The organism is Streptomyces sp. 11x1, assembly GCF_032598905.1.
Lineage (GTDB): Bacteria > Actinomycetota > Actinomycetes > Streptomycetales > Streptomycetaceae > Streptomyces.
This window is the reverse complement of record NZ_CP122458.1, coordinates 7,916,559-7,937,329: the sequence shown is the minus strand read 5'-3', so window position 1 is coordinate 7,937,329 and position 20,771 is coordinate 7,916,559. Positions and strand designations below refer to the sequence as shown.

Annotated in this window: 19 protein-coding genes and 1 pseudogene; 13 read left to right on the top strand and 7 right to left on the bottom strand. The window is 71.5% G+C overall.

Annotated elements, in window-relative coordinates:
• Positions 1-335: 335 nt before the first annotated feature.
• A complete protein-coding gene (locus P8T65_RS34815) occupies positions 336-1,598 on the bottom strand; it encodes an IS701 family transposase (RefSeq protein WP_198655123.1) in 1,263 nt (420 codons plus the stop codon).
• A gap of 68 nt (positions 1,599-1,666) precedes the next feature.
• Complete coding sequence (locus P8T65_RS34810; RefSeq protein ID WP_316729148.1) at positions 1,667-2,458, bottom strand: peptidoglycan recognition protein; 792 nt, start codon at positions 2,456-2,458, stop codon at positions 1,667-1,669.
• A 378-nt stretch (positions 2,459-2,836) separates the two neighbouring features.
• Here P8T65_RS34810 and P8T65_RS34805 point away from each other — a divergent pair, with 378 nt between their 5' ends.
• Positions 2,837-4,021 carry a MarP family serine protease gene (locus P8T65_RS34805; protein WP_316729147.1) on the top strand — a complete coding sequence of 395 codons (1,185 nt, stop codon included), beginning with the start codon at positions 2,837-2,839 and terminating at the stop codon, positions 4,019-4,021.
• Between the two features lie 11 nt (positions 4,022-4,032).
• Here the strand turns inward: P8T65_RS34805 and P8T65_RS34800 are convergent, their stop codons facing one another.
• The gene (locus P8T65_RS34800) at positions 4,033-4,521 is read right to left on the bottom strand and encodes a GNAT family N-acetyltransferase (protein WP_316729146.1); all 489 of its coding nucleotides are present in this window, start codon (positions 4,519-4,521) and stop codon (positions 4,033-4,035) included.
• Between the two features lie 103 nt (positions 4,522-4,624).
• Here P8T65_RS34800 and P8T65_RS34795 point away from each other — a divergent pair, with 103 nt between their 5' ends.
• Positions 4,625-5,545 carry a TIGR01777 family oxidoreductase gene (locus tag P8T65_RS34795; protein WP_316729145.1) on the top strand — a complete coding sequence of 307 codons (921 nt, stop codon included), beginning with the start codon at positions 4,625-4,627 and terminating at the stop codon, positions 5,543-5,545.
• A 376-nt stretch (positions 5,546-5,921) separates the two neighbouring features.
• Positions 5,922-7,319 (top strand): NAD(P)/FAD-dependent oxidoreductase, encoded by a 1,398-nt coding sequence (locus tag P8T65_RS34790; RefSeq protein WP_316729144.1) that lies wholly within the window; start codon positions 5,922-5,924, stop codon positions 7,317-7,319.
• 55 nt (positions 7,320-7,374) lie between these two features.
• Here P8T65_RS34790 and P8T65_RS34785 read toward each other — a convergent pair whose 3' ends face one another.
• Positions 7,375-8,814: a regulator gene (locus P8T65_RS34785; protein ID WP_316729143.1), complete on the bottom strand. Its 1,440-nt coding sequence runs from the start codon at positions 8,812-8,814 to the stop codon at positions 7,375-7,377.
• A gap of 440 nt (positions 8,815-9,254) precedes the next feature.
• Here P8T65_RS34785 and lipB point away from each other — a divergent pair, with 440 nt between their 5' ends.
• The 4 genes from lipB to P8T65_RS34765 all read left to right on the top strand — a co-directional run bounded on the left by lipB (position 9,255) and on the right by P8T65_RS34765 (position 12,657).
• Positions 9,255-10,046 (top strand): lipoyl(octanoyl) transferase LipB, encoded by a 792-nt coding sequence (lipB, locus tag P8T65_RS34780; protein WP_230212125.1) that lies wholly within the window; start codon positions 9,255-9,257, stop codon positions 10,044-10,046.
• Between the two features lie 321 nt (positions 10,047-10,367).
• Positions 10,368-11,333: a lipoyl synthase gene (gene lipA / locus P8T65_RS34775; protein WP_184895049.1), complete on the top strand. Its 966-nt coding sequence runs from the start codon at positions 10,368-10,370 to the stop codon at positions 11,331-11,333.
• Between the two features lie 268 nt (positions 11,334-11,601).
• Complete coding sequence (locus P8T65_RS34770; protein ID WP_184895048.1) at positions 11,602-11,805, top strand: hypothetical protein; 204 nt, start codon at positions 11,602-11,604, stop codon at positions 11,803-11,805.
• Between the two features lie 150 nt (positions 11,806-11,955).
• Positions 11,956-12,657, top strand: a complete 702-nt coding sequence (locus P8T65_RS34765; protein WP_316729142.1) for a DUF4191 domain-containing protein — start codon at positions 11,956-11,958, stop codon at positions 12,655-12,657.
• A gap of 80 nt (positions 12,658-12,737) precedes the next feature.
• Here the strand turns inward: P8T65_RS34765 and P8T65_RS34760 are convergent, their stop codons facing one another.
• Entirely contained in the window at positions 12,738-13,205 is a 468-nt protein-coding gene (locus P8T65_RS34760; RefSeq protein ID WP_316729141.1) for an RDD family protein, read from the bottom strand.
• A 198-nt stretch (positions 13,206-13,403) separates the two neighbouring features.
• Here P8T65_RS34760 and glnA point away from each other — a divergent pair, with 198 nt between their 5' ends.
• The 4 genes from glnA (at position 13,404) to P8T65_RS34740 (ending at position 16,940) form a co-directional block, all read left to right on the top strand.
• Positions 13,404-14,813 (top strand): type I glutamate--ammonia ligase, encoded by a 1,410-nt coding sequence (gene glnA / locus P8T65_RS34755; protein ID WP_184895044.1) that lies wholly within the window; start codon positions 13,404-13,406, stop codon positions 14,811-14,813.
• Between the two features lie 166 nt (positions 14,814-14,979).
• Positions 14,980-15,234, top strand: coding sequence for a hypothetical protein (locus P8T65_RS34750; protein WP_316729140.1), 255 nt, complete (start codon positions 14,980-14,982; stop codon positions 15,232-15,234).
• A gap of 110 nt (positions 15,235-15,344) precedes the next feature.
• Positions 15,345-16,286: a zinc metalloprotease HtpX gene (htpX, locus tag P8T65_RS34745; RefSeq protein ID WP_316729139.1), complete on the top strand. Its 942-nt coding sequence runs from the start codon at positions 15,345-15,347 to the stop codon at positions 16,284-16,286.
• A 6-nt stretch (positions 16,287-16,292) separates the two neighbouring features.
• Positions 16,293-16,940 (top strand): PspA-associated protein PspAB, encoded by a 648-nt coding sequence (locus P8T65_RS34740; RefSeq protein ID WP_316729138.1) that lies wholly within the window; start codon positions 16,293-16,295, stop codon positions 16,938-16,940.
• 20 nt (positions 16,941-16,960) lie between these two features.
• Here P8T65_RS34740 and P8T65_RS34735 read toward each other — a convergent pair.
• Positions 16,961-17,253, bottom strand: a pseudogene (locus P8T65_RS34735) (hypothetical protein).
• A 186-nt stretch (positions 17,254-17,439) separates the two neighbouring features.
• Here P8T65_RS34735 and P8T65_RS34730 point away from each other — a divergent pair.
• Positions 17,440-18,390 (top strand): aminoglycoside phosphotransferase family protein, encoded by a 951-nt coding sequence (locus tag P8T65_RS34730; RefSeq protein WP_316729137.1) that lies wholly within the window; start codon positions 17,440-17,442, stop codon positions 18,388-18,390.
• A gap of 119 nt (positions 18,391-18,509) precedes the next feature.
• On the top strand, positions 18,510-19,700 hold the full coding sequence (locus tag P8T65_RS34725) for a winged helix DNA-binding domain-containing protein (protein WP_316729136.1): 1,191 nt from the start codon (positions 18,510-18,512) through the stop codon (positions 19,698-19,700).
• Positions 19,701-20,039: 339 nt separating this feature from the next.
• Here P8T65_RS34725 and P8T65_RS34720 read toward each other — a convergent pair whose 3' ends face one another.
• Positions 20,040-20,687 carry a DUF4360 domain-containing protein gene (locus tag P8T65_RS34720; protein ID WP_316729135.1) on the bottom strand — a complete coding sequence of 216 codons (648 nt, stop codon included), beginning with the start codon at positions 20,685-20,687 and terminating at the stop codon, positions 20,040-20,042.
• Between the last annotated feature and the right edge of the window lie 84 nt (positions 20,688-20,771).

The following is a 20,771-nucleotide window of genomic DNA, read 5'->3' as shown; positions in this document are numbered from 1 at the left end:
CGTGCGGGCTAGGCCCTGTCGTCACTTTCCCGTCGTCGCCCGAAGGGCGGCCTGGCGGCGTCGTGGGAGTACCTCCCGGTCGAGCGCAGCCGAGACCGGGGGAGCGTGCTCTCGACACACCGGACACTGACCCGCGTACCGGACGTACTCGGGTCGGTGCCCGGTGTGTCGAGAGCGCGTGCATGGCGTCGCGGGGCAGGCGGGAATGTGACGACAGGGCCTAGTAGTGCTTGGTCAGGTCGGTATCGGTTCTGGCATGTTGCGGTGACAGGTGGGGCAGGCGCCGGTCCAGACCGCGAGGAGTAGCTGCAGTTCGCGGGCGACCTGGTAGAGGCTCAGGCCGGCGCCGTCTCTTTTGGGGACCGGGTGATGCGCTGAAGGGTGCAAAAGGCGTGTGCGACGGAGACGAGGGTGACGTGGTGGTGCCAGCCTCGCCAGGTGCGGCCTTCGAAGTGGGCCAGGCCCAGGGTCTGCTTCATCTCGCGGTAGTCGTGCTCGATGCGCCAGCGTAGTTTCGCGGTGCGCACGAGGGTGGCCAGCGCCGTGTCGGCGGGAAGGTTGGACAGCCAGAACTGGACGGGTTCGGGCTGGTCGGCGGGCCATTCGGCCAGCAGCCAGCAGACGGGCAGTTCCGGGCCGTCGCAGGCTTTGCGGATCTCGCGTCCGGCGGGCCGCACGCGCAGGGCCACGAAGCGGGAGTACATGCGCTTGACGCCGCTGCGGCCGCTGCCCGGGCGGGAGCCTTCCCGCCACTGCACCGGCCGGGCTGTCTGCTTGCCGGCCTCGATGACCAGCTTCTTCACCGTCCTGGCCGCCTCGGGATAAACCGGCTGGGGCCGAGGGCCGCGACCGCCGTAGGGCGGGGTATGCGGCCGTGCCGTTTCCGGGTGGGCGGTGGTCGTGGTGGAGATGCCGACCGCGTAGCCGAGCCCGCGTTCTTCCAGGCCCAGCCGGAAGGCTGCGGTATCGCCGTAACCGCCGTCGGCGACGACGATCGGGACGTCGATGCCCCACGACCTGGTCTCGTCGATCATGTCCAGGGCCAGCTGCCACTTCTCGACGTGTCCGACGTCGGTGGGGATGCCGCACGTGGTGCGGCGGGCCACCTTGCCCGGATCGGCCTTGGACGAGGCGGGATCCCAGCTCTCGGGCAGGAACAGACGCCAGTCGACAGCAGCCGACGCGTCGTCGGAGGCCAGGTGCAGGGACACCCCGGCCTGACAGTTGGTGACCTTGCCCGCGGTGCCGGTGTACTGCCGGGCCACACACGCCGAGGCGTCCCCGTCCTTGAGGAAGCCTGTGTCATCCACGATCAGCGCGGTCGGCTTGACCACCTGCTGCATCCGCCAGGCCAGGCGGGCGCGGACATGCGCCGCGTCCCACGGGCTGGTGGTGATGAAGTTCGCCAGGGCCTGCCGGTTGCCGTCCTCGCCCAGGCGGGCGGCCATCGGTTCCACCGACTTGCGCCGCCCGTCCAGCAGCAGGCCCCGCAGATAGACCGTTCCCCACCGGCGTTGATCCGCCCGCGCGAACGGCTCGAACATCTCTGCCGCGAAGTCCTCCAGATCACACCGGACCGCGGCAAGCTCCCCACCCATCACAACAGGTCAACGGAACAAGCGATCAAACGGACACGCCACCGGCGAGTGAACCTGACCAAGCACTACTAGGAGCGGCCCTGGAGGCGGGCCGCCTGTTCGCGGATCGCGGGCAGGCGCTCGGCGAGGGCCGCGCCGGGGCAGCTGGTCATGAAGCCGTCGCTGTGGCCCGCGAGGGTGGGCAGCAGGACGGTGGTGCCGGCGGCGTAGCGGCTGAGGCTGTTGCTGGACGTGAGCCGGACGCTGCCCCGGGGGTCGCTGTCGGAGAGGCCCAGTTTCCAGGCGGCGAGCGCGGCGATCGCGTCGGTCATGGCCTGCGGGACGGGCACCCCGGCGGTGAAGGTGCCGAGGGCGGCGATCCCGGTGGTGCGGTGGTTGAAGCCCTGGGTGTGGGCGCCGGTGACGGCCCGGTCGACGCCGCCCGCGCGGCCCTCGTAGATGGTGCCGCAGCGGTCGACGAGGAAGTTGTAGCCGATGTCGTCCCAGTGCTTGGCACCGGTCTGGCCGGTGTAGAGGCCGCGGATGATGCGGGGTGCGTCGGCGCAGTCGTACCCGTTCGGGGAGTCCGTGTGGTGGATGAAGACGGCGGCGACCTCGTCGTCGTAGCGAGCGGGCGGCTGGGTGGGCGCGTCCTTCTCCAGCCAGCGGGACCTGGGCACGATGGGGGGCCGGGGCGCCTGGTGCGGCAGCGCGGGCCGGGTCGTGGCGGGCCCGTCGGCGCGCTCGTCCGTACGGTCCGCGCCGATCGCGAACAGCACCAGGGCGAGCACGGCCGCGAGCCCCGGCAGACAGGCCAGCAGCAGGAGGACCGGCCGGGGCAGGTCCACCCGCTCCCGGGCCAGGCGCATACGCTCCCGCATCCGGCGCATACTCTCCCGGGCCGGGCGCCTGCGGCCGTGGGACCGGCGCGGCCGCTGCCGGGCCGGGTCCGGGGCGCGCGGCGTCCGTGTGCGGCGGCGCCACACGCGCGGCAGCCGCCGTATTCGCGCCCCCCGCGACATCCGGAACACACGCATGGCCCCACAGTCACCCGGATGCGCGCCGGCCGCGATGTGGAGTGGGCCACCCGGGGGAAGCGGAAGGAACCAACGGCGTGGTCCGGGGCGTTTTTACTATTCGGGGCGGAGACGGCGCGCCGATGGCCGGTTCGCGAGGGCCCCCGGGGTGCCGCGCGGGCGGAGCTGATCACTGTCCCTGTGCCGCGCGTACTACAGGGTCCCTAGAGAGAGGCGGTCGCAGTGGACGTGCTCGACATCCTGCTGATGCTGGTGATCCTGGCCTACGCGGCGTCCGGTTACCGTCGCGGCCTGGTCGCGGGATGTGTGTCCCTCGCCGGTTTCGTGGGCGGCGCGGCGATAGGCGTCTGGGTGCTGCCCTGGATGATGGAGCTGGTGGAGGCGGGCACCCCGGCGGCGACGATCACGGCGGTGCTGACGGTTCTGGTGCCGGGCGTGATCGGGCACGAGCTGGCGGGCCGGCTGGCGCTGCGGTTGCGGCGGGAGATCGACCGCAGTCCGCTGCGGGTGGCCGACGGCGTCGGCGGGGCCGCGGCCAACACGGTCGCCGTGCTGATCGTGGCCTGGGTGGCCGCGAGCATCCTCGCGGCCTCCTCGTCGGCGGTGGTGACCAACTCGATCCGGAACTCCGTGCTGCTCGGCGCCGTGCAGGACACCATGCCGGAGACCACCCCGGCCTGGTTCTCCAACGCCACCTCCGCGCTCACCGAGGCGGGCTTCCCGCAGGTCTTCAACCCCTTCGAGAACGAGGCGACGGCCGAGGTCGCCAAGCCCTCCGGCGACAGCGTCACCCCGGCCGCGACCGACGCGGCCAAGCGCAGCACGGTGAAGATCGAGGGCGTCGCGGGCACCCAGGGCCGCGAGGGCAGCGGCTTCGTGTTCGCCACTGAGCGGGTGATGACCAACGCCCACGTGGTGGCCGGCATCGACGAGCCGACCGTGCGGGTGGGGGGCGTGGGCAAGGCGTACGAGGCGAAGGTGGTGCTGTTCGATTCGGACAAGGACGTGGCGGTGCTGTACGTCCCGGGTCTGAAGGCCCCGCTGCTGCGCTTCGACGACAGTGCCGGGCGCGGTGACGCGGCGGTGGTGGCCGGGTATCCGGAGGACGGCGGTCTGGACCTCCAGGCGGCCACGGTCGCCAGCCGTATCGACGCCACCGGCCGGAACATCTACAACACCGACTCGGTGACCCGCGACATCTACTCCATCCGTTCCACCGTCCGTCCGGGCAACTCCGGCGGCCCCCTCCTCACCACCGACGGCAAGGTCTTCGGCGTCGTCTTCGCCCGCTCCACCTCGGACGCGGAGACGGGTTACGTGCTCACCGTGGACGAGGTCGCCCCCGACGCGGAGCGGGCCGCGAACGCAACGGCCCCGGTGGACACGGGTGACCTCGTGACCTCGTGACGGCGTACGCCTCAGAGGCGACGGCCCATCACCACGTCGTCCACATAGGCCCCGTCGATCAGGAACTCCTCCGGCAGCACGCCCTCCACGACGAAGCCCTCGGACTCGTAGAGCTTCCTGGCGGGCGTGTTGTGGCCGAGGACGCGCAGGGTGAGCCGTCGTGCGCCGCGCCGCCGGGCCTCGTCCTGCGCGGCGCGCAGCAGGGCGCGGGCGACGCCCGAGCCGCGTGCCTCGTCCGCGACGGCGAGACCCTGGATCTGGCGGACGTGCGCGTGACAGGCGAGGTTGGAGGGCAGGGCGAGGCGGACGTAGCCGACGACTGCGCCGCCGATCTCGGCCACCAGGTGGTCGTGGGGGCCGTACCGCTCGTTGAAGAACGGCTCGTACGGCTGCGTGGGCCGTTCCTGGACGGAGTGCAGCGTGGACCAGGTCTCGCGGTCGAGGCGACCGAGCATGTCCTCGTCGTCCGAGGTCGCCAGGCGTATGTGCGGAACGGGCATGGCGGCCACTGTACGGCGGGCAACCGGCCGTCGGGCGGCAGGTTCGGGCTGGTTCGCGTGCCCGGGCCGCCGTTCGCTCCGCCCGCCGGGCAGGATGGTGGGCATGACCCTTGAATCACCCGTTCCGCCCGGTTCTCGTATCGCGATCGCCGGTGCGTCCGGCCTGATCGGTTCGGCGCTGGCCCGTTCCCTGACCGAGGACGGCTACGAGGTGCTCCGGCTCGTGCGACGGGAGCCCCGGGCGCGCGGCGAGGTGCGCTGGGACCCGGACGCGGGACGGGTCGACCGGGCGGGGCTCACGGGGTGCGCGGCCGTCGTCAACCTCGCCGGCGCGGGGGTGGCGTCCCGCCGCTGGACGGACGCGTACAAGGCGACGATCCGCGAGAGCCGGGTGCGCGGCACCCGGACGCTCGCCGAGGCCGCCGCCACGCTCGACACCCCGCCGAGCGTGTTCGTGAACGGCAGCGCGATCGGGTTCTACGGCTACACCGGTGACCGGGTGGTGGACGAGTCGGCGGAGCCGGGGTCGGAGTTCCTGTCCGCGTTGTGCGTGGAGTGGGAGGGGGCGGCCGGGGTCGCGCGGGAGGCCGGGATCCGTACGGCGTTCGCCCGTACAGGGCTGGTGGTGGCGCGGGGCGGGGGTGCGTGGGGTCCGCTGTTCCCGCTGTTCAAGGCCGGGTTGGGCGGGCGGATGGGGGACGGCCGCCAGTACTGGAGCTTCATCTCCCTGCACGACGAGGTCGCGGCGCTGCGGCATCTGCTGTTCACGCCGTCTCTGTCCGGGCCGTTCAACCTGACGGCGCCGACCCCGCGTACCAACCGTGAGATCACGGCGGCGATGGGGCGTGTGCTGCACCGGCCCACCCTGTTCACGGTGCCCGCGCCCGCGCTGCGGCTCGCGCTCGGGGGTGTCGCCGGTGACGTCCTGGGCAGCACGCGGGCGGTTCCCTCGCGGTTGCTGGAGTCGGGGTTCACGTTCAGGTATCCGGAGATCGAGGACGCGATTCGAGCTGCGCTCGGCTGACCGGGGGGGTTCGTTGTCGGTATGGAGCGTTATCGGGTGCGGGTGCGTGGGGCTTCTCGCGCAGTTCCCCGCGTCCCTGAAAAGCAGGGGCTGTGCCCCATGCTTTTCAGGCCCGTAGGCCCGTAGGCCCGTAGGCCCGTAGGGCCTTCAGGGGCGCGGGGAACTGCGCGAGAAGCCCCACCGGGCCCGCGGTCGCCGACGAACCCGCACCCCCCGAACGCCCGGCGCACACGCACCCCGCCCATGCCCCCGTGCGAGGTCACACGCTCCTTCCCCGGGACCGGGCCCCGCCTTCACTCTCGTGCCGAACTCAGGTATTTCAGATGGGTGTTGGGGGCATAACGTCCCCGCAGCCGCGCGACCTCGGGAGGGGCACGTGCTTGAGTCGGTGCACCAGTCGGCGTACCAGGCGGACACGGAGAACCTGGACGTCATCGTCGTAGGAGCCGGCGTGGCCGGCCTCGCTGCGGCCGGACATCTGACCAGGGCGGGCCTCAGGACCCTCGTCCTGGAGGCCGCCCCCGCCGTCGGCGGCCGTATGTCCACCGAGAAGATCGACGGCTTCCGCCTCGACCGGACGACGCATCTGCTCTCCACGTCGTACCCGGAACTGCGCCGCACCCCGGGCTTGGACACCCTGGCCCTGCGCCCGTTCGCCCCCGGCGTCCTGCTGCACTCCGACGGACGTCATCGGCGGGCCGGCGCCACCCCCGTCCTGCGAAGCGCGAGGGGCGCACTCACGGCCGCGCGCGCCCTCGCAAGCGCCCCTAGGCTCCCCCGGAACCAGGGCCGTCCCCAGGCCCGTTCCACGGGCACCCGGCCCGGTCGGCTGGGCGCTCCCGCCGATCAGTCGCGGCTGGCCATGGCCCTGGCCCGGCTCGCCGCGACCGCGCCCGAACGGCTGCTCACCCGGGCGGAGGTCCCGGCCTCCCAGGCGCTGGCGACCCGGGGTTTCCCGCCCCGGACGATCGACGGCTTCGTCCGTCCCCTGCTGACCGCGCTGCTCGCCGACCCGACGCTGGCGACCTCCAGCCGCTGCGCCGACCTGGCCCTGCACACCTACGCGACCGGCCGGCTCTGCGTCCCGGAGGGCGGCGCCGACACCCTGCCGGAACTCCTCGCGGCCGCGCTGCCGCCGGGTTCGGTCCGTACCGGAGTACGGGTGACCGCCATGAGCACGACCTCGGTGACCACGGCGGACCACGGTGAACTCGGCTGCCGGGCCGTGGTCCTGGCCACGGACGCCCGGTCCGCCGCCGCGCTGCTCCCCGGTCTGCGCGTGCCGGGGTTCCACCCGGTGACGGTCCTGCACCACGCCACGGACGAGCCTCCGTTGACCGAACCGGCGCTGCTCCTCGACGCCGACCGCAGCGGGCCCGTCTCGCACACGGCGGTGATCAGCCAGGTCGACCCGAGCCGGGCACCGGCGGGCCGCACCCTGATCACCTCGACGGTTCTCGGCACGCCCCCGGACGCCGCGCACCTCGACGCCACGGTCCGCGCCCAACTCGCTCGTCTCTACCGCACGTCCACGACCCGCTGGGAACTGCTGGCCGCCTACCACGTCCCCGAGGCGGTCCCCGCAATGCCCGCGCCGCACGACCTGCGCCGCCCGGTGCGTCTCCTCGCCGGCCTCTACGTCTGCGGCGACCACCGTGACACCAGCACCGTCCAGGGCGCCCTCCACTCCGCCCGCCGGGCCGCCCACGCGGTCCTGACCGACCTGGACGCCCACCCGACGTTCCTGGAGGAGCCATTGGAAACAGCCGCGTGAACGGCTTGGGGGCGCCCGGAGTTGTTCCGGGCGCCCCCTACCGTGTGCCGCACGCCTACATCAGCGCCGCCACCTTGTCCCGGTAGCCCCGCACGGGGGCCGCGTCCCGGTACGGCTCCAGTCGGCGTTCGAAGTCGCGGACGTACTCCACGGCCCTGACCGACCGCATCTCGGCTGCCTGTCCCGCGGCCTCCGCGCCGAGCTGGCAGGCCTGGTCGAGTTCGCCGAGGCCGAGGCGGGCGGAGGCGAGGACGACACGGGAGAAGAGGCGGCTGCGGGCGTACGCGGGTGCCCGCAACTGCAGTGAGCGTTCCGCGTGTTGGGCGGCCGCCCGGTACTGCTGGAGGTCGCGGTGGCTGTGCCCGAACTCGTCGGCGAGCTGCGCCTCGTCGAAGAACCTTGCCCAGTACGGGACTTCGTCCCCGGGGCGGGCCGTCTCCAGGGCGCGTTCGGCGCGGACCAGGGCGGCCGTGGAGGCCCGCACCTCGCCCAGTACCGCGTGCCCGCGCGCCTCGACGGAGTGCAGCAGCGACTGCACCACCGGCGGCACGGCGGACCCGACGCCCTGCTGGGCGACGCGCGCGAGCTGCACGGCCTCCCGACCGTGCCCCAGGTAGACCGCCTGACGGCTCATCGTGACCAGCACGTACGCCCCGTACGCCCGGTCCCCCGCCGCCTGCGCCAGCCTGAGCGCCTGCACGAAGTACCGCTGGGCGAGCCCGTGCGCGCCGATGTCGTACGAGGTCCAGCCGGCCAGCCGGGTCAGGTCGGCGGCGGCCGCGAACAGCCGTCGGCCGATCTGTTCGCCGTAGGCGCCGCGCAGCATGGGCTCGGCCTCGTGCTCCAGGTAGCGCACGAGGGCCTGGCGGGCGTGGCCGCCGCCGTACGCGTCGTCGAGGGCGCGGAACAGCTCCCCCACCGAGCGGAGGGCGGCGATGTCCCCGCCGGTGACCTTCTGGCCGGGGCCGCGCTCGGTCTGGCTGCGCTGCCGGGGGACGGCCGGACGGCCCTGCGGGGGGACCCGGGTGGCTGCCGGGTCACCGCGTCCCACCCGGTCGTCGGCCCGCCCGATCAGCCAGTCGCGGCTGGGTACGACGAGTCCGGCGGGGGTGAAGGCGATCTTGCGGAGTTCGGCGTGGCTGCCGGAGTCCTTGCGCCACAGGCCGCCGACGATGTCGATGGCCTCCTCGGGGGTGGCGGCGAACTCCAGGCCCGCGTAGACGGGGGCACAAGCGTCCAGGCCGAGGTCCTGGGCGGTGAGCCGGCGGCCGAGGCGGCGGGTGAACACCTCGGCGATGAGTGCGGGAGTCGTCCCCCGGGGCTGCTGACCGCGCAGCCAGCGGGTGACGGACGTCTTGTCGTATCTGAGGTCGAGGCCGTGTTCGAGACCGAGCTGGTCCACACGGCGCGCTAGTCCCGCGTTCGAGAACCCCGCTTCTGCGATGAGGGCGGCGAGCTGGCGGTTGGGGGTGCGCTGCGCGGGTCGTTCCGTCATCTGCGGTGCGGTCTCCTGCCTTCCGGGTGTCGGCGGGGTTTCCCGGATTGCCTGGTGAGAAGCCTTTTGCGGCCTGGTGAACGGCGCGAATGTAGCGGAGAGTAAGCGCCCGATCGCACACTTCCGCATCCATTCATCCGATCGTGTGAGGATTTGCCGCACGGCTGACGCGGGTGGCCTCCGACACGCGCCGGCTGGGCTCCTCGTACGCCCGGCGGCCGCGCCGTACGACGAGCGTCGGCCCGCACTCCCGCGCCGCGTACGACGGCCGTCGGTCCCCGGCGCGCACGCGTACGGCGGCTCCGTCGGTGCCGGAGGCCGCTCGAACAGTGCGCGAGCCCGCGGTCGTACAGTGGCTTGGGCGCGTCACGCGCCTGACAGAGCCACAGGGCTATCGCGGTGCCGCCGTCCCGGCGGCATCGCCGAGGGAGGCGCTTGCCGTGAGTGGGTTGCGGTTCGTCCGCATGGGGTTCGGCACGGAGGCCGTCGAGTACCAGGAGGCCTGGGACGAGCAGCGCCGGGTGCACGCGGCGCGGTTCGCGGACGAGGTCCCCGACACCGTGCTGCTCCTGGAGCACCCGCCGGTCTACACGGCCGGGCGGCGCACGGCCGACAACGAGCGCCCCCTCGACGGCACCCCCGTGATCGACGTCGACCGCGGCGGCAAGATCACCTGGCACGGCCCCGGTCAGCTGGTGGGCTACCCGATCCAGAAGCTGCCCCGCCCGGTCGACGTGGTGGCACACGTACGGCGCCTGGAGGAGGCCCTCATCCGTACGTGCGCGGAGTTCGGCGTCGAGACCACCCGGGTCGAGGGCCGCAGCGGTGTGTGGGTGCTGGGCGATCCGGTCGAGCAGCGGCTCGGCGGGCTGTCGCTGGACCTCGACCCCCGGATGACCGACGACGAGTTCGATCCCCGGATGAACGGGCCGGAGTACGCGCCGTCCAACGCGGGCCAGCGGCGTGAGGACCGCAAGATCGCGGCGATCGGGATCCGGGTCGCGAAGGGGGTCACCATGCACGGCTTCGCGCTGAACGTGAACCCGGACAACAAGTGGTTCGACCGGATCATCCCGTGCGGGATCCGTGACGCGGGGGTCGCCTCTCTCGCGGCCGAACTGGGCCGCGACATCACGATCGCCGAGGTGTTGCCGGTGGCCGAGCGCCACCTTCGGGATGTGCTGGAGCACGCGGATCTGAAGCCGCGGGTGGTGGAGCGGGCGTCGGCGTAGTCCGCGTCAGGGGGCGGGAGGTTCGGTCCGTTGGCGGGTGCGGGCAGCTGGGGGCTTCCCGCGCAGTTCCCCGCGCCCCTGAAAAAGCGGGCTGCGCCCTGCATTTTCGGGCCGAAAAGCACGGGGCGAAGCCCCTGCTTTCAGGGGCCCGGGGAACTGCGCGACCGGCCCCCACCGGACCCGCGCACACCCACCCACCCCGAGCGGAGCGCGACGGCGAGGGAATGGCGCCGCGAAGCCGAAGGTTGACCACCCCGGGGACCGAGAACCGTACGGGCGTACCCTGGTGGACGCCGAAGAATCGAAGCACAGGGAGCCGATGTGTCCGCAGTCGCACCCGACGGACGCAAGATGCTGCGCCTGGAGGTCCGCAACAGCCAGACCCCCATCGAGCGCAAGCCCGAGTGGATCAAGACCCGGGCGAAAATGGGCCCCGAGTACACGAAGATGCAGAGCCTCGTGAAGAGCGAGGGCCTGCACACCGTCTGCCAGGAAGCCGGATGCCCCAACATCTATGAGTGCTGGGAGGACCGCGAGGCCACCTTCCTCATCGGCGGCGACCAGTGCACCCGGCGCTGCGACTTCTGCCAGATCGACACCGGCAAGCCCGAGGCGCTGGACCGCGACGAACCCCGTCGCGTCGGCGAGTCCGTGGTCACCATGGACCTGAACTACGCCACCATCACCGGCGTCGCCCGCGACGACCTGGAGGACGGCGGCGCCTGGCTGTACGCCGAGACCGTGCGCCAGATCCACGAGCAGACCGCGCACCGCGCGGACGGCCGGACCAAGGTCGAACTGCTGGCGCCCGACTTCAACGCCGTCCCGGAGCTGCTGCAGGAGGTCTTCGCCTCCCGCCCCGAGGTGTTCGCGCACAACGTCGAGACGGTCCCCCGGATCTTCAAGCGCATCCGCCCCGGCTTCCGCTACGAGCGCTCCCTGAAGGTCATCACCGAGGCCCGTGACTACGGTCTGGTCACGAAGTCGAACCTGATCCTCGGCATGGGCGAGACCCGCGAGGAGGTCAGCGAGGCGCTCAAGCAGCTGCACGACGCGGGCTGCGAGCTGGTGACCATCACGCAGTACCTGCGCCCGAGCGTCCGGCACCACCCCGTGGAGCGCTGGGTCAAGCCGCAGGAGTTCGTCGAGCTGAAGCAGGAGGCCGACGAGATCGGCTTCTCCGGGGTGATGTCCGGACCGCTGGTCCGCTCCTCGTACCGCGCCGGCCGCCTGTACCAGATGGCCGTCGAGAAGCGGGGTTCCTACGTCGCTTCGCAGGCCGTCTGACCCTTACGCCAAATGGCACGGAGTGCCAGCCGATTCGTGTGAATCTGAGCACAAGAGGCTACTCGTCGGTAATGGCCGATTGACCGCGGTCCTGACCGTCCTCGCAGATGAGGGCAGCGTCAGGGCCGCGTCGGGGTTTAAAAGCCGCGTATCAAGGCTTCACTGGCGTTTGACCGGTCGGTCACGCCCTGGTAACACCAATCAGTGACCCTGGTTTCACGCCCGGTACAGGGTCCTAGCCAGAGCAGCCATTCCGAGGGGACCTCCCATGCAGGCCGCACCCGTTCGCGCCACAGCGATCCCGTCGTTCACCGTTGCACTCCGTGCCGTCGAGTCGCTGCTCATGAGCAGCGGCCAGCGCACCGCCCGTCGCAACGCCTGGACCTCCGTCCTGGAGGACCGCCGCCGCGCCAAGGACCGTGTCGAGACCGAGCGTGTCCTCGAAGCGGTCGTAGCCTCGCGCACCTCGTAACACCGCACGACGAAACACCGCTCCGCATGCACGCCGCACCACACCGGCACCGCCGCCGCCCGGCGCCGCTTCCCCAGCGCAGCCGCCGGTCTCCGGTCCCCACCGGCACCGCCGTCGTCCTCGCTTCCCCGGACACGTAGACTTCGTGCCATGGCGAGGAAGGAACCCGCAGCGGACGCTGCGAACCCCGGGCGACTCAAGCAGATCGCTCTCACGTACAAGATGACCCGCAGGGCCGACAAGAAGATCGGTCTTGTACTCGCGGCTGTCGGAATCATCACCTTCGGTGTCTTCCTCGCGATCGGTTTCTTGATCGGTCACCCCATCTATCTCGGCATCCTGGGCCTCCTGCTCGCCTTCCTCGCGACGGCGATCGTGTTCGGACGGCGTGCCGAGCGGGCCGCGTTCGGGCAGATGGAAGGCCAGCCGGGTGCCGCGGCGGCGGTCCTGGACAACGTGGGCCGTGGCTGGACCACGACGCCCGCGGTGGCGATGAACCGCAGCCAGGACGTGGTGCACCGGGCCGTCGGCAAGGCCGGCATCGTCCTGGTCGCCGAGGGCAACCCGAACCGGGTGAAGAGCCTGCTGGCCTCCGAGAAGCGGAAGATGGCCCGCATCGTGGCGGACGTCCCCGTGCACGACCTGGTCGTGGGCACGGGCGAGGGCCAGACCGAGCTGAAGAAGCTCCGCACGACCATGCTCAAGCTGCCGCGCGTCCTCTCCGGCCCCCAGGTGACCGCGACCAACGACCGGCTGCGCGCCATGGGCGACCTGATGAGCAACATGCCGCTCCCCAAGGGCCCGATGCCCAAGGGCATGCGCATGCCGAAGGGCGGTCCGAAGGCCCGCTGACGACCCGAGTACGTCGGTACGACGATGGGGGCGCCCGGATCACTCCGGGCGCCCCCATCGTCGTACTCGGCTCGGGAGCCTCAGATCCGGACCTCGACCGTGCGCGCCAGCCGGTCGTGCAGGCCGCGGCCGTCGCGGTCCCAGACCAGGGCGGGGATGGCGAGGCAGAGCAGGGCCGAGCGGACGGCGGCGCGCCAGGGGCTCACCGTGCCGGTGTCCTGGGAGACGACGCGGAGGCCGAAGAGGCGCTTACCGGGGGTGAAGCCGACCGTGCCCAGGGTGAGGACGTGCAGCAGGAAGAAGATGAGCAGGGCCCAGTTGCTGGTGGCCTGGTCGTAGCCGTCGGTGATCAGGCCGTATGCGATCAAGAGGCAGAGGCCCCAGTCGACGGCGAGTGCGCCGAGACGGCGGCCCGGGCGGGCGATGGAGCCGGGCCCCTCCTCCGGCAGACCGAGCTGTTGGCCCCTGTATCCGAAGTCGACTCCGGCCGCCTCCGCGGCTTCGCGGGGGCCGGAGAGCCACGATCCGATTGCTTGCCTCTTGTCCACCCGACCACGGTACTGCGACCGTTCTGCCATACGGACAGGTGGGGTGCGGGGCGGGATGTCCGGTTAACTTGTGCGAAACAAATGGGTCACGCACGAGAAATCACCCGTCCCTAGTGTCGAGAACAGCGTGTGCCACCGCACTGGCCGCACGAACGAACTACCACCCCGGCAGGAGACGTCGGGAGTAGGAGGAGCTGGATGTTCCAGAACGCCGACGAGGCCAAGAAGTTCATCGCGGACGAGGACGTCAAGTTCGTCGACGTCCGTTTCTGCGACCTGCCGGGTGTGATGCAGCACTTCACGATCCCGGCCACGGCCTTCGACCCGGCCGAGGAGCTCGCGTTCGACGGCTCCTCGATCCGCGGCTTCCAGGCCATCCACGAGTCCGACATGGCGCTCCGCGCCGACCTGTCCACCGCGCGCGTCGACCCGTTCCGCCGCGACAAGACGGTCAACATCAACTTCTTCATCCACGACCCGATCACGGGCGAGCAGTACTCCCGTGACCCGCGGAACGTGGCGAAGAAGGCCGAGGCGTACCTCGCGTCCACCGGTATCGCCGACACCGCGTACTTCGGCCCCGAGGCCGAGTTCTACGTCTTCGACAGTGTGCGCTTCAAGACCTCGGAGAACGAGTCCTTCTACCACATCGACTCCGAGGCGGGCGCCTGGAACACCGGTGCGCTGGAGGACAACCGCGGGTACAAGGTCCGCTACAAGGGCGGCTACTTCCCGACCCCGCCGGTCGACCACTTCGCCGACCTGCGCGCGGAGATCTCGCTGGAGCTGGCCAAGTCCGGCCTCCAGGTCGAGCGCCAGCACCACGAGGTGGGCACCGCCGGCCAGGCCGAGATCAACTACAAGTTCAACACGCTGCTCGCCGCGGCCGACGACCTCCAGCTCTTCAAGTACATCGTGAAGAACGTGGCCTGGCGCAACGGCAAGACCGCGACCTTCATGCCGAAGCCGATCTTCGGTGACAACGGCTCGGGCATGCACGTCCACCAGTCGCTGTGGTCGGGCGGCTCCCCGCTCTTCTACGACGAGGCCGGTTACGCGGGCCTGTCGGACACCGCCCGCTACTACATCGGCGGCATCCTCAAGCACGCCCCGTCGCTGCTGGCCTTCACCAACCCGACGGTGAACTCGTACCACCGTCTGGTCCCGGGCTTCGAGGCCCCGGTGAACCTGGTCTACTCGCAGCGCAACCGCTCCGCGGCCATGCGTATCCCGATCACGGGTTCGAACCCGAAGGCCAAGCGCGTCGAGTTCCGCGCGCCCGACTCCTCCGGCAACCCGTACCTCGCCTTCTCGGCCCTGCTGCTCGCGGGCCTCGACGGCATCAAGAACAAGATCGAGCCGGCCGAGCCGATCGACAAGGACCTCTACGAGCTCGCCCCCGAGGAGCACGCGGGCGTCCCGCAGGTCCCGACCTCGCTCCCGGCCGTCCTCGACTCGCTGGAGCGCGACCACGAGTTCCTCCTCCAGGGCGACGTCTTCACGCCGGACCTGATCGAGACGTGGATCGACTACAAGCGCGCCAACGAGATCGCCCCGCTGCAGCTGCGCCCGCACCCGCACGAGTTCGAGCTGTACTTCGACGTGTGATCGGCGCATGATCGACGCGTAGTCCGTACGTCTTCACGGCGGCGCCCCCGTTCCCGTTTCCCGGGACGGGGGCGTCGTCGTTTTCGTTTCTCGCCGACGGGGCGTCGTCGTATGGTTCTTGTACGACTGTTCGAGAGGTCGAGAGAGACGACGGGGAGACACGGGGATGCGCGAACAGGACGACGAGCGGGAGTTCGACATCAAGTGGGCGGACGGCGCCGAGCACAAGGAGCCCTCCGCGCGGGCCCGGATGCTCGCGGCCCGCTGGAAGGAGAACCCGCCCGCGCCCCAGCCCTTCCGCGCCGACCCGGGGCCGCGGGAGCCGCGCCGGTCGTCCTGGGTGTCGACGCTGATCGTCTTCGGGTGCGTGGCAGGGCTGATCGCCCTCATCGGGTACGTCAACTATCGGTCTTCGTACTGAGCCTTTGCCCTGCTGAGGGCCGATCACGACCACCGCATGACCGCTTCGTGGGATGCGCGGGCGCACAATGGAAGCGGAACGAGCTGCTGCCTGAGTGTGGGGTGGTACGGATGTCTGAGCGGTTCCGGAGTGATCCTCGGTTGGCCCTGCGGATGACGGTCACGTTGTTCCTGCTCGGGTTGCTGTACGTCGTGTTCGTGGCCGTGCTGATCGTGCTGCTGAAGTCCTGGGTGCTGGTCGTGGTGATCGCCGCCGGGCTGCTGGGGGCGCAGTACTGGTACTCCGACCGGGTCGCCCTGTACGCGATGCGCGGGCGGATCGTGGAGGCGGAGGAGTACCCGCTGCTGCACGGGGTCGTGGACCGGCTGTGCGCGGTGGCGGACGTGCCGAAGCCGCGGGTCGCGGTGGCCGATATGGACATGCCGAACGCCTTCGCGACCGGGCGGAACGCCGATCACGCCGTGGTGTGCGTGACGACCGGGCTGCTGCGGCGGCTGGAGCCGGACGAGCTGGAGGGCGTGCTCGCGCACGAGCTGTCGCATGTGGCCCATCGCGATGTCGCCGTCATGACGGTCGCGTCGTTCCTCGGGGTGATCGCCGGGCTCGTCGTCCGGGCCGCGTTCTACTCGCACATGTTCGGCGGACGGCGGGACCAGAACACCGCCGTGGTCTTCAGTGTGATCATGGGCGTCTCCGCCGCCGTGTACGTCCTGAGTTTCCTGCTGATCCGGGTGCTGTCCCGCTATCGCGAACTGGCCGCCGACCGGGCCGGCGCGCTCCTCACCGGGCAGCCCTCGGCGCTCGCCTCCGCCCTCACCAAGGTCACCGGTGACATCGCGCGCATCCCCACCCGGGACCTGCGCACCTCGCAGGCCTTCAACGCGTTCTACTTCACCCCCGCGCTCGGCGACCACCCCCATCTGGCCCGCTTCTTCGCCACCCACCCGCCGCTGGAGCAGCGGCTCGATCAACTGGCCCGGATCTCGGCGGAGTTGGATGCCGCTGCCCGGCCGGGTTCCGGTGGGTCCGTGGAGCCCGGGAAGGCGGGCTGAGCGGGCATGGGGCTGCTGGACATCCTCCTCGGCCGTACGAAGCCGGTCGCACCCGACCTGGACCGGCTCTTCGCCCTCCCCTCGGCCGCCGTCGCGCTGGAGGCCGCCGCCTCCCTCACCCCGACCGGCACGGGCGCGGTGTGCTTCGCGACGGTCGAGGGCGCGGCCTTCGACGGCGTACGCCGGGAGGTGCGGGCCCTGCTCGACGCGGACGCGGGGCGGACCGGGCCGCCGGTCGGGATCGAGCGGGACGAGTACGGCTACTCGTGGCTCGTCTCCCGGCGGGATCCGCGGGACCTGCCCGCGCTGGTGAGCGACCTGCACGCGGTCAACAGCGCCTTGGAGGGCGGTGGGTTCGGGCCGCAGCTGCTGTGCTCGGTCGTCGGGTTCCGGCGTCAGGGCGCGGGCGGGGACGCCAATGCGTCCTCCGGTGCGGATGCCAGTGACGGTGACGGTGACGGTGACGGTGTGCGGCTCGGGATCGTCTATCTCTACAAGCGCGGGACGTTCTATCCGTTCGCTCCGCTGCCCGGTGGCGGGCAGCGGCGGGACAACGCGCTGGAGCTACGGGTCCGGGCCGTGCTCGGGGAGGAGTTGCGGATCGAGCCCGAGCTGAGTCGGTGGTTCCCGATCTGGGGCGCCCCGGGGCTGTGACCCCGACCCCGGGGACGCCGTCACTTGTTGCTCTTGTCGCGCTCCTGCCGACGGGTCTCGAAAGGCCGTTCACGGCGGTAGCGGCGCTCCCACTTCGCCTGCTGGTCACGGCGATCGCGGTACGCGCGGTAGGAGGAGGGCTGGGCCGCGCCGCCGCCCGCCGGGGGCCCGGCGAGGACGTCGCCGAGCCACCCCCCGTGCGGCCGTAACGGACGTACAGGTAGAGCAGGGCGACAGCGGCCAGCCAGAGGACTTGGTTGGAGAAACCCATGACGACCAGGACCACGGTCGCCGACAGGATCAAGGTGCCCATGACGGGCCTCCTCGGGGCGTGGCGTGGGTGATGACTAGTGGCCCCGGGGCCGGAAAGTGGCGCCCGTCGTGCACGGGCCCGGTGTTCCGGGGGCCTTCGCTCCGCCGTTCCAGGATGCTCGTGCGACGGGTGCGGGGGCATCCCATGTATCGGCGATCTGCGGGGGCCCTCGGGGATACTGGCTCCATGGCGTTCGATGATTTCGATGATCAGGAATGGGCGGCGACCCGTGAGTGGGTGGCCAAGCAGCTCCCCGAGGGCCGCGCCGTACGGAACTGGACCGATCTGCGCGGAGGTTGGACGTCGCGGATGCGCCGGCTGACCCTCGACGACGGGACGGATCTGGTCCTGCGGTCGTTCGTGAAACCGTTCTTCCGGCAGCACGCGCCGGGGCTGTTGAGCCGCGAGGCCGAGATACTCACCCTGCTCGCCCCGTACGACGACATCCCCACACCCGTCCTGCACGCCGTCGACCCGACGGCCGACCTCACCGACCACCCCTCGCTGTTGATGTCCCTGCTGCCGGGGTCCGTGCGGGTGGCGGAGGACGCCGACCTGGAGGAGCGGCTGGACCTGCTCGCCGGACAGCTCGTCCGGATCCACGCGGTCGTGCCCGACGAACGGCCTCGCACCTACCAGGCCTGGACCTCGCCCGACCGGGCCACCACGCCCGGGGGCCCGCTGTGGGAACGGGCCGTGGACGTGATCCGGCGGGAGGCTCCCGCGTACGAGGGGTGTTTCCTGCACCGGGACTTCCATCCGGGGAACGTGCTGTTCACGGGTGCGGGCGCGGGCGGGCACGGGGAACTGCGGATCGGCGGGGTCGTGGACTGGGTGGAGACCTCGTGGGGGCCGGCGGATCTGGATGTGGCGCACTGCTCGACGACCGTGGCGTTGTTGTACGGCGCCGAGTACGGGCTGGGGTTCCGTGCGCGGTACGAGGCGCGCGGTGGGCGCCGGCTGTCCCAGGACCGGGACCACCTGTACTGGCTGCTGCTGGACGCCCTCGGGTACGCGCCCGACGCGGAGAAGCTGGCGAGGCCCTGGCGGGAGCTGGGCCGGACGGATCTGACGCCGGAGGTGCTGGCGACGCGGCTGGAGGCGTATGTGGGCGGGGTGCTGGAGCGGTACGCGTAGGGAAGGGGCCGGGGAGGGGCCGTGTCACACGGCCGTGCGGGGCTACGGGCCGCGTCTCGCGGTCGTGCGGGGCCTTCGGTGGGCCGGGATTGTCAGTGGGGTCCGGCAGGATGGCCGGCATGGGTGACGTACGGCGGTACATCGTGGTGGGCGAGCGGCGCGTGCGGTTGGGGCTGCGGCAGCGGTTGGCCGGATCGGTGCGGTCGGCGGGTCCCGAAGAGGTCGCCGACACGCTCGTCGCACTGCACGGATCGGATCCCGCGACCGTGTTCCTGGCCGTGGGCGCACGGCTCGCCGACGCCACGCGGACGGTGACCGAGACCGAGCGGGCGCTCTACACGGACCGGACGCTCGTCCGGATGCACGGCATGCGGCACACCGTCTTCGTGTTCCCCACGGAGCTGACCCCCGTGGTGCACGCCTCGACCGGTCTCACGGTCGCCGCACGGGAGAGGGCCGCGCTGCTGAAGGACATGGCGGCGGCCGGGGCCCCCGACGCGGCCTGGCTGAAGGACGTCCAGGAGTCGGCGCTGACCGCGCTGGCCCGCCGGGGCCAGGCCACGGCGTCCGAACTCGCCGAGGACGAGCCGAGGTTGCGGGAGCGGTTCGTGTATGCGGCGGGCAAGAGCTACGAGGGGACGCACACCGTCTCGACCCGGCTGCTCAGGGTGCTGGGCGTGGAGGGCAGGGTCGTCCGGGGACGGCCGCTCGGCTCCTGGACGTCGAGCCAGTTCCGTTGGGCCCTGGCCCCCGCGCACCCCGAGCTGGATGTGGCCGAGGCCCAGGCGGTCCTGCTGGGCCGGTGGTTGGCGGCCTGCGGCCCGGCGACGGAGGCGGATCTCAAGTGGTGGACGGGGTGGCGTGTCACCGAGGTGCGGCGGGCGCTGGCGGCGATCGGGGCGCGGGCCGTGACGCTGGACGAGGGCACGGGGTTCGTGACCGCCGATGACGAGGAGCCGGTCCCCGACTCCGGCGAGCCGTGGGCCGCGCTGCTCCCGGCGCTCGACCCGACGGCCATGGGGTGGCGCGAACGCGACTGGTACCTCGACCCCGGGATGCGGTCCGCCCTCTTCGACTACAGCGGCAACGTCGGCCCGACGGTGTGGTGGAACGGCCGGGTGGTGGGCGGGTGGGCCCAGCGGGCGGACGGGGAGGTCGTGTGGCGGTTGCTGGACAAGGACGGGGTGGGGCGGGAGGCCGAGGAGAGGATCCACGAGGAGGCTGCGCGGCTCGCGGGGTGGTTGGGTGACACCCGGGCCACGCCTCGGTTCCGGACGCCCTTGGAGAAGGAGCTGGTGGGCGGCGCGTGATGGGGTGCCGGGCGCCTGATGACTCGGGGGTGCGTGTTTCGTCGGCGGGGGTGCCGGGCGCCTGATGACTCAGGAACGCCTGATTCGTCGACGGGGGCGGGTGATTCGTGGTTGCTCGCACAGTTCCCCGCGCCCCTGAAAAGCAGGGGCTGCGCCCCGTGCTTTTCAGCCCTGCCCCGGCCGTCTTCTCTCAGCCGGCCCCGGCCGACGCTTCCAGGCCCGCAGGGCCTGGTCTTTCAGGGGCGCAGGGAACTGCGCGAGACGCCCCGCCGGCCCGCGGGCGAAAGACCGACCCGAGCGCCGGGTGCCCTCGGAGAGAGGCGCACCCGGCACCACGACTCACTTGTCGGGGCACTCCTTCCAGGCCAGGTGATAGATCGTGCTGATGTCCCCGTCCGTCGAGTCCATCGTCATGAAGCTCGTGCTGCCCGCCGGCGACGTCCCCCGGTTGACCCGCAGCTCCGTGTTGATGTTGAAGTTCCGCTCGACACCACAGGGCGCCCACACCAGTTGGGCCCAGTCGGTCTCGTCCGTGGCCTGCCAGTTGTCCTCGTAGGGGCCGTTGAACGTGTGGGTCCGGGACGCCGTGTCGGGGGACCCCTGGAAGTAGTACGAGGCCTTCTCCACCCCGCTCGCGCCGCGCTGGAGCGAGGCGAAGCCGCGGTAGTCGACGCTGGCGATGGCGTAGGTGAAGCCACCGGGCACATGGACGATCAGGTTGAGCTGGCAGTTCTTGCGGAACGCGGTGGACGGCGCGCCGCCGCCCACCTGGGCCAGGTAGTCGCTGTAGGTCACCGTGAACGCCGTGTTGTCCGGTGCGACGGCGACCGCGGCCGTGCCCTGGGGACAGCCGGAGCCGTTCACCGTGGCGACCTTGATGACGATCTTGTCCGGGGGCGGGTCCTCGAAGGGGGACTCGGCCTGCGCGGGTAGCGCACTGGCGAAGAGAGCGGCTACGGCGCCGCCCAGGAGGAGACCACGAACCATGGGGGGTTCTCCGATCATAGGCATGCACATGCCAAGAGACATGCGCGAGAACCCCGCGATCCTTGAAGCAGCAACATGTGAAGC